The following is an 8,751-nucleotide window of genomic DNA, read 5'->3' as shown; positions in this document are numbered from 1 at the left end:
GGCCAGCGCCATCAGACCGCTGCCAAGCCATTCCCGCATCCCATATCGACAAAGCTTCATTCGCAAACTTTCCGTCCCGCACTCCAAGGCTGCTTTTTCCGACGCAGGGCCTTACGCCGCCTGTAGTTACGCACCAAAGACACCATGCCCAGATACCCAAAGAAGCCCGTCAAAATGCCAAAAAAAAGACCTCCTGCAAAGAAGGATAGGAATATTTCGGCGCCCAGCCCCATCAGCAGGCGAAACGAAGGCGCTTCGATCAGGCTCAACAACGCTTCGTGGATGAATCCATAGGAAATCGGACGGCCGATCAAATAGCTGCCGACGTAGCATTGCAGCGGGTAGATCAGCGGAATCGTGACCGGGTTCGTCACCCACGTGAAAAGGAGCGCGGGAACCTTGGCCGCCTTGAAAACCAGCGCCAGGGGAAACGCGATCATCATCTGAAGCGCAAAGGGGATGGAAAATGCGGTAAACAAGCCGATGGCCGCACCGCGGCCGATGCTTTCGGGCGATCCCTGATTCCTCATCATCCGCAGATAGCTCTGCCGCAACTTTTTTCTCGTGGGAAGATTCATTTCAGCGGCGACGTTTAGCACAACCATTCGATTCCTGAAACAACAATGATGCCATTCCACACGTCGATCCGGATCCTGCCGCAAGCCAATCCGGCGGGATGGCCGACATGAAGCGTTATGGAACTTGAACCGCCATCCGATTCATGCACAAAATGCATCAATCAAAGGAGCGCTTATGCAGGCATTTTTAAAACGGTTCGAACGGGTCATTGTTTTTTCCCTGATGATCTTCATGATGGTTGCGGTCTTCGTGGCCACGGTCGAGGTAGGCGTTATCCTGTGGCAGCAAATCATGGAGCCGCCCGTCCTGCTGCTGAACGTGAACGAGATGATGGAGGTTTTCGGCTTCATCCTGATGGTCGTCATTGGTCTGGAGCTGCTCGAAACGATCAAAGCCTACCTGGAGAAAAAGGTGGTGCATGTCGAAGTCGTGCTGCTGGTCGCCCTGGTGGCCGTTGCGCGGAAAATCATCATCATCGACTATTACGACGTTGCGCCGCAAATGATCTATGCCGTCTCGGCCCTGGTCCTTTCCCTGTCCATCGGCTTCTTCGTTGTCCGCCGCGCGCTCGACGCCAAGCCGGGCGGAACGGCGAAACGGGAAATATGACGCCTTTGTAATGCAACGTACCCTAGGCCACGGTGTCCTATGGTTCATGGCAACCCGTCCGTCAACCCGACCACAAGGGAAAGATCCATGCTGAACCGTTTGATCCCGATCGCACTTTCGCTGCTCGTTGTCCACGCCGCCCTCGCCGGCGCAAGCCGTCCGCCCCGGCCGGTCGATCGCCCCCCGGAACAGACGAAGCGCAAGGAGGTCGAGGAGCCCCGGATCGCCGGGCTCACCGCCGTCGAGTTGCAAGGGGTGGTCGACAAAACCTACGCGGCGTTCAAGGATTTGCAGGAGGGCAAGAACGCCGACTACATCCCGATCCTCGCCACGGTGCCGAGCGACCTCTTCGGCATCGTGATCGCCACGAAAGAGGGCCGGCTCTTCTCGGCGGGCGACATCAACTATAAATTCTCGATCCAGTCGGTATCCAAGCCGTTCACTGCGGCACTGGTCATGAAGGAGCAGGGGCCGGAAGCCCTTCGCGCCAAGATCGGGGTCGAGCCGACGGGCCTCAACTCGAAGATGGCATTGGAACTCCACGCAGAACGCTCGGTCAACCCCATGGTGAATGCAGGAGCCATCGCGGCCGTCAGCCTGCTGGAAGCGCCGGACGAGGAACACCGCTGGGCCAAGGTGTATCAGAACCTGAACGACTTTGCGGGCACCAACCTCGAGGTGCTCGACAAGGTGTTCAAGTCGGAATACGAAACCGCCTGGAGCAACCGCGGCATCGCCAACCTGCTCTACGGCTACGACCGTCTCTTCTGCGCCCCCGAGGAGGCCCTGCGCGTCTACACCAAGCAGTGCTCGGTGGGCGTCAGCACAAAGGACCTCGCCATCATGGGCGCCACGCTCGCCAACGGCGGCAAGAATCCCATCACGGGCAAGAACGTGCTCCCCCCCGCGCATGTGCCCGAATTGCTGGCCCTCATGGCCACGGCGGGCTTCTACGACGAGTCGGGCGAGTGGATGTTTTCCGCAGGCCTCCCCGCCAAGACGGGCGTCGGCGGCGGCATCGTCGCGATCGTCCCGGGCAAGTTCGCCATCGCCGCCTTTTCGCCGCGCGTGAACGACGCGGGCAACTCGATCAAGGCGATGAAGGCCATCCGCCGGATCGCGGGCGAACTCGGCGTGGGCCTCTACGGCGCGAACCCGGAATAAGCCGAAGCGCCACCGAGGGCCAAGCAGCAAACCTGCCCCCCCCCGGCGCATATCGGCAAATTGCGCTTGATGCGCACTGGGGTTATCTCTACGTTCCCTCCTCTGTTTTGTCATCGACGAGGATGAACAAGGATCCCCATGTCTCTAACCGGCCATTTTTTCGCGATTTGCTGCACGCTTTGCTGGGCCGTTACGGCGGTATCGTTCGCCTATGCGGGCCGGCGCGTCGGCTCGCTGCCCGTCAACATTATCCGGCTGGTGATGGGGGTCGCCTTTTTCGCGCTCATTTCCGCGGTCCGCTTCGGCACGCTCTGGCCCGCCGACGCCACGCCCCACCAGTGGCTGTGGATGTCCATCAGCGGCTTCATCGGCTTTTTCCTGGGCGACCTGTTTCTCTTCCGCGCCTTCCTGCTGATCGGCACGCGCCTATCGATGCTGATGATGACGCTGGCACCGCTGTTCACCTCCCTGCTGGCGTGGCTGATGTTGGGGGAAGCCCTCTCGCCGGCCGGCCTGCTCGGCATGGCCCTCACCATGGGCGGAATCGCCTTGGTCGTCGGCGAACGCGGCGGGGCAAAGGACGAGCAAGCACCCGTGAGTAAAACCAAGGGCTTGCTATTTGCCCTGCTCGGCGCCATGGGCCAGGGCAGCGGAGCCGTACTGGCCAAGCTCGGCATGGCCCGTTCGTTCGAGGAGCTCCCGGCCATGCTCGCCGGCGACGCACCGCCGCTCGATGCCTTCCAGGCCACGCAGATCCGCGTCACCATTGCAATGCTCTCCTTTATCGTGCTGGTCACCCTCCTGCGCAGCCACCGCCGGGTGCTGAAGGCCCATACCGACTGGCGGGCCATGATCGCCCTCCTGATCGGCGCCTTTCTCGGCCCGTTCCTCGGCGCAACGCTTTTCAACAAGTCGTTGCAATACGTTCCTTCGGGCATCACGCAAACCATTGTCGCCACCGTACCGATCGTCATCATGCCGCTCACGCTATGGATCGAGAAGGACCAGATCAGCCGCCGCGCCGTCCTCGGTTCGGCCATCGCCGTCTCGGGCATCTTCCTGCTCTGCCATTAGCCCGCGCCCGCCGGTCGCCGGTTGACAATCCGCGCCGGCCGCCCGATAGTTCCGGGCCGATGGAAACCTCGAAACCAATCAAGCGCACCGCGCTCCGCCTCGCGGCCGGATGTTTGCTGCTCGGCGGCCCCGCCCGCGCCGACACCACGGCGGACTGGGCGCGAACGGCGCAGAATCCGATGGCCGACGCCATCAAGCTGCCGATCGAAAGCCGCTTCGACGCCGGCTACGGGCACCAGGACCAACTCGACTATTCCCTCGCCTACAAACCCTCCATGGTTGCCGGACTGGCCGACGGGTGGAACATCGTCAACCGCCTCGACCTGGCTTTGGGCTACCGGCCCGGCACCGAATCCGGCGAAAAGGATTCCTACGGACTGGGCGACACCACCTACGAAAGCTTCATCGGCCCCGCCGGGGAACGCACGGTGTATTGGGGCCTCGGCCCCGCCTTTCAAGTGCCCACCGCCACCGACCCGCAGCTCGGCACCCGCAAGTGGAGCGCCGGGATCGGCGCAACGGCGGGCATCGTGAAAGGCCCCGTCGTCGCCGGGGCGCGCGCCAACCACCTCTGGTCGTTCGCCGGGAACGACGACCGGCCGGACATCAACCGGACCACTTTCGAATACTGGCTCTACGCCAACCTCGGCCGCGGCTGGTGGATCGGCACCTCGCCCGTCAACACCGCCGACTGGGAGGCCGCGTCGGACGCGGTCTGGACGATCCCCGTCGGCGGCGGCTTCGGCAAGGTCGTCCTGAGCGGCCAACAACCGATCAACCTCAAGCTCGAGGCCTACTCCTATACCGAGGCCCCGCCCAACACCGCCGACTGGTCGGTCATCCTCTCCTTCGAATTGCTCTTTTCGGAAGAGCGGCTCCTCAAACGGTAGGCCGGCACCCGATCGCCGCCCCGGCAGAGGTCACTTCAAAAAGGCTCGAAGCGAATGCTTCGAGCCTTTTTGTTCAATGGGGTTTCGTGGGCGGAATGCGCATCAGCGGCGGCTGAGGCGCATGACGATCTGCAGCACGTACCAGAACAGCAGCGCAACCGAGGCGAACAGCTGGAGCGATGCCGCCACGTGCTGCCCCGGCGCATAATGGTTCATGATCCGCGAAGTGTCGTAAAGGATCGCCCCGCCGGCGAGCAGCACCATCGCAAAGGAAAAGACCAGCCCGAGGTTGAAGCCGAAAAGCACCGCGCAGACGATCAACGCCAGCGCAACCAGGAACCCGATCTTGAGAATCCCGCCCAGAAACGAAAAATCCTTTTTGGTCGTGAAAACCACCAGCGACAGGCCGCCGAAAATGCCGAGCGTCAGGATGCCCGCCGTCGGGATCACGGTCGGATCGCCGGTCATGTAGGTGGCCATCCACAGAATCGGCGCAAAGATGACCGACTCCGCAATTACATAAAGCGTCAGCCCCACATATTGGATGTTTTGGCTTTGGGTGCTCGAAGCCAAGCCGCTGGCCAGACGGCCGACGATGATAAATGCGCCGAGGATCATCAGCCAACCGAAGCGCATCGTCATGAGGTTGAGCAGCATCTCCGCAATCGGCGAATTGATCATGTAGGCTTCCAGCCCAATGAAAGCCAATACCGCGCCGGCGAGGTGGGCATAGGTTTTGCGGATAAATGCGGCGCGCTCGTCCGGGGCGGACTGGGCAACGGTGGTCAACTGGCGGGCATATTCATTCATGGTAGATCCTCCAAAATTCGAGGCGGGATCCTACCCCAACCCCCGCGCGCTTTCAACGGGTTTTCGCCGGCCGTATTTTTGCGGCCCGCCGAGAAATAAGCTCGCCGCCGGCGCGCGGGTTCTGTAGAAAGTATGGCTTTTAGAACGCTCCGAAAAAACCATGCCGCACGCTTCAGCCGATCCATCCGAAACCGCAAAACGCAAACCGTTGACCCCCAAAGGAACCGACGCCTTTTCCGCGCGCGCGGTGCGTTCGTTCATGTCGAAAATCGGCGAAGGGTTGTTGTCGGCCGCGGGATACGAGCTGGTCGACGTCGACGACGAAGAAGAACCGGTCGAAATCCCGGTCGACCCGGCGGCGGAAGCCGCCGAGGCCGCGCAGGCCCGCCGCGAAGAACAGCTGGCGGCCTGGCGCACCGAATTCGAGCACACCCTCACCCGCCGCCGCCAACAGCAGGAAGCTTTCGCGGCCAGCCGGGTTGCCGCGGTCGAGCGGGTGCGCAACAATGCCCAAACCGTCCAGCAGCAGCTGGCCTCGACCTCCCGCGGCCCGCGGCCGGAAGACGCCGTCGTGGCGCCGGAACCGATCAAGCTGGCCGAACCGCAGCCGGTCGAACACGAAACGCACGAGCCCGTGCCGGTTTCGGACGACGCCTACCTCCTGCCCGGCACCGACCTGTTCGACGCCCCCGACAACACGGATATCCTGTTCATCGACCCCGACGAACTCGAGTGCCAGAAAAAGGCCGTCCAGGATACGCTCGACAACTTTGCGGTCGATGCCACCGTCTGGGACGCGGTCGTTGGGCCGCGCGTGACGCAGCTGCGGCTCAAGCCGGGCCTTGGCGTGCGCGTCGAGGCCATCAGCTCGCTCAGCAACAACCTGGCGCTGGCGCTGGCGGCGGAAAGCATCCGCATCCAGGCCCCGATCCCGGGAATGCCCTACGTCGGCATCGAAATTCCCAACGGCAACTCGGCCCCGCTCAACCTCGGCCTGCTGATGCGCTCCGCCGACTGGAACTCGTCCAAGGCGGCCATTCCGCTGATGCTGGGCATGGAGCTTGGCGGCGGCCTATGCATCACCGATCTCGCCGCCGCGCCGCACATGCTCATCGCCGGGGCGACCGGCAGCGGCAAGTCGGTCTGCATGAACACGATTTTGATGTGCCTCGCCAGCCACTTCTCGCCCGACGAACTGGAATTGATCCTGATCGACCCGAAGCGCGTCGAGTTCGGCGCCTACGAAAAGCTGCCGCACCTCGTCCGCCCGGTCATCACCGAGGCCAAGCTGGTGGTGCCCGCGCTCCAGTGGGCCGTCCGCGAGATGGAGGAGCGCTACAAGACGATGGCCTCCGTCGGCGCGCGCAACATTGCCGGCTACAACGCCAAAATGGACGCGCTCGGCATGAAGCACATGCCCTTCCTCGTCATCGTCATCGACGAGCTGGCGGACATCATGCTGACCACGGGCGCGGACGTCGAAACCGCGCTTGCCCGCATCGCCCAGCTTTCGCGCGCGGTCGGCATCCATACGATCATCGCCACGCAGCGCCCGAGCGTGAACGTGCTGACGGGGATGATCAAGGCCAACTTCCCGACGCGCATCGCCTTCAAGGTTTCGTCGCAGATCGATTCGCGCACCATCCTCGACGGGCGCGGCGCCGAGGCGCTGCGCGGCAAGGGCGACATGCTGTTCAGCCCGCCGGGCATCGGCGTGCTCCAGCGCGTGCAGGGCCCGTGGGTGACGGATGCCGAGATCGCCCGCGTCGTCGGCCACTGCGCCGAGCAGCGCGAACAACGCTTTAAAACCTCCATCACCGATCTGGCGCCGTGCGAGGGCGACGAGGCCTATGCGCTGCGCGACGCCGAAGAGGCCGATCCGCTGCTCGACCAAGCCATCGAAATCATTTTGCGCGACCACCGCGCATCGACCTCCTATCTCCAGCGTTGCCTGCGCATCGGCTACAACCGCGCCGCCAACCTCGTCGAGGAGATGGAAGCCAAGGGTATCGTCGGCCCCCAGATCGGCAGCACCCCGCGCGAGATCCTCATTGACGGTTATTAGCCGCGGAGCAACACGGATTAACACAGAACTTAAAACCTAAAACCGAACCACCGAAAACCAACAGTGCCCGCCCAAATCGAAAAATCAGAACTGCTCGACGCCATCCGGAAGGACGGTGCGCGCAAGGTTGTGCAGCAATACCGCCACAACCTGTTGCCGAGCCGGGTGCTGATCGATCTCTACAGCGAGCACCCGGAGCGGGAGGTGCTGCTCTTCCTGGCGCTCTACCCGACCGTGCCGAGCCAGGTGCTCGAAGATTTGGGCGACGCCTGCGCCGACCCGGAAATCCAGGCCGCCGTGGCCACGAACCCGCGCTGCACCCATCTGTTGCTGGTGCGCATGGCGCGCGAAGGCGGCGCGGCGGTGCGCGCGGCGCTGGCCGCCAACAAACTCCAGAACTCGAAGATTACCGCCGAGTTGCTCAACGACCCCGATCTCTTTGTCCGCGCCTCGCTGGCGGCAAACGGCGCGATTGCGGCCAACTACCGCACCGCGCTCGCGCTCGACCCCGAGCCCGCCGTCCGCTGCGCGCTGGCGGGCACTTCCAAGTTGCCGCCGGAGCTGGTGCATGCGCTGTCGGCCGACGAAAGCGCGGTGGTGCGCGCCAACATCTATGCCTTTGGCAAGGTCGATCCGGAAACGCTGCTCGACTGGGCGCGGTCGGACGAAGCCGAGGCGCAACGGCTCATGCTCAACCGCAACAAACCGAGTCCGGACGTCGTGAAGGCACTGAGCCTGAGCCCCGATGCATTCGTGCAGGAAGCGCTCAAGGAGCTCTACGCCCCCACGCCCAGCGAACTGCTGGCCAAGGCGGAATCGGACGACGAAGCGCTGCGGATCGAAGCCGCCCGCCACGAAACGCTGCCGGCGGAAATCCAGCATGTGCTGGCGAAGGACGCGCTGGCGGACGTGCGCATCGCGCTGGCGGGCAACCCCGCGATCGACGAAGAGGTGGCGCTGTGCATTGCGGCCTCGAACGATCCGGCCGGCTGCGAAGCGCTGGCCGGCAACCGGCAACTGCCGGGCGCCGCGCAAGTGGAGCTGTGCCACCACGAGTCGGAGGAGGTGCGCATCCGCATGGCCTACCGCGACGACCTGACCGACGCGCTGCTCGAAATCCTGGTCAACACCGACGAGACCCTGAACGTGACCGGCCATCTGGCGCTGCGCGGAATCCGGTTCGCCGGCACCCAGCCCGAACAGCTCGAAAAGCTGCTGGCGCACAAACGGTCGTCGCTGCATGCATTCGCGGCGGCGGGCCGGCACCTGAGCCATGCGCAGGTCCGCAAGCTGATGCGCGATCCCGCCGCCTCGGCGCGGCTGGCCCTTTGCGACAACCCGATCCTGACGCGCATGGCGCTGGAGGAACTCGCCAAGGATTGGAACCCGACCGTGGCCAACGCCGCGCAATCCCGCCTGGTCAACATGCCCGAGGACGAGCCGGACGCAACCCCCGAATTCGAACGCGACGCGGATGAAGGCCTCGTCGCCAAAATCGTGAACTTTTTTAAATAGGAACAACCGAAAATGAAGAAGGCAGATGGATGAATCAGGAATGGG

9 protein-coding genes are annotated in these 8,751 nt (G+C 63.4%); 6 read left to right on the top strand and 3 right to left on the bottom strand.

Translation table 11 applies throughout. The features are described from left to right. Window positions 1-56 precede the first annotated feature (56 nt). Window positions 57-605 carry a DUF2062 domain-containing protein gene (locus tag ABYO54_RS10255; RefSeq protein WP_372808158.1) on the bottom strand — a complete coding sequence of 183 codons (549 nt, stop codon included), beginning with the start codon at window positions 603-605 and terminating at the stop codon, window positions 57-59. 148 nt (window positions 606-753) lie between these two features. Here ABYO54_RS10255 and ABYO54_RS10250 point away from each other — a divergent pair, with 148 nt between their 5' ends. The 4 genes from ABYO54_RS10250 to ABYO54_RS10235 all read left to right on the top strand — a co-directional run bounded on the left by ABYO54_RS10250 (window position 754) and on the right by ABYO54_RS10235 (window position 4,316). Continuing rightward, window positions 754-1,188, top strand: a complete 435-nt coding sequence (locus ABYO54_RS10250) for a phosphate-starvation-inducible PsiE family protein (protein ID WP_372808157.1) — start codon at window positions 754-756, stop codon at window positions 1,186-1,188. An 87-nt stretch (window positions 1,189-1,275) separates the two neighbouring features. Continuing rightward, window positions 1,276-2,352, top strand: a complete 1,077-nt coding sequence (gene glsA / locus ABYO54_RS10245; protein WP_372808156.1) for a glutaminase A — start codon at window positions 1,276-1,278, stop codon at window positions 2,350-2,352. Window positions 2,353-2,490: 138 nt separating this feature from the next. Next, entirely contained in the window at window positions 2,491-3,426 is a 936-nt protein-coding gene (locus ABYO54_RS10240) for a DMT family transporter (protein WP_372808155.1), read from the top strand. Window positions 3,427-3,485: 59 nt separating this feature from the next. After that, complete coding sequence (locus tag ABYO54_RS10235) at window positions 3,486-4,316, top strand: hypothetical protein (protein ID WP_372808154.1); 831 nt, start codon at window positions 3,486-3,488, stop codon at window positions 4,314-4,316. 102 nt (window positions 4,317-4,418) lie between these two features. Here ABYO54_RS10235 and ABYO54_RS10230 read toward each other — a convergent pair whose 3' ends face one another. After that, on the bottom strand, window positions 4,419-5,126 hold the full coding sequence (locus ABYO54_RS10230) for a Bax inhibitor-1 family protein (protein ID WP_372808153.1): 708 nt from the start codon (window positions 5,124-5,126) through the stop codon (window positions 4,419-4,421). A gap of 30 nt (window positions 5,127-5,156) precedes the next feature. After that, window positions 5,157-5,387, bottom strand: a complete 231-nt coding sequence (locus tag ABYO54_RS10225) for a hypothetical protein (RefSeq protein ID WP_372808152.1) — start codon at window positions 5,385-5,387, stop codon at window positions 5,157-5,159. Between ABYO54_RS10225 and ABYO54_RS10220 the strand changes: the two genes are divergently transcribed. Both ABYO54_RS10220 and ABYO54_RS10215 read left to right on the top strand, forming a co-directional pair. After that, window positions 5,386-7,191, top strand: coding sequence for a DNA translocase FtsK (locus ABYO54_RS10220; protein WP_372808151.1), 1,806 nt, complete (start codon window positions 5,386-5,388; stop codon window positions 7,189-7,191). The two genes, ABYO54_RS10225 and ABYO54_RS10220, sit on opposite strands and share 2 nt — an antisense overlap. A 63-nt stretch (window positions 7,192-7,254) precedes the next feature. Next, window positions 7,255-8,706 (top strand): hypothetical protein, encoded by a 1,452-nt coding sequence (locus ABYO54_RS10215; protein ID WP_372808150.1) that lies wholly within the window; start codon window positions 7,255-7,257, stop codon window positions 8,704-8,706. Window positions 8,707-8,751: the final 45 nt, after the last annotated feature.

It is taken from the genome of Pontiella sp., from assembly GCF_041622395.1.
Classification (GTDB): Bacteria; Verrucomicrobiota; Kiritimatiellia; order Kiritimatiellales; family Pontiellaceae; genus Pontiella.
This window is presented reverse-complemented; position numbering and strand designations above follow the sequence as displayed.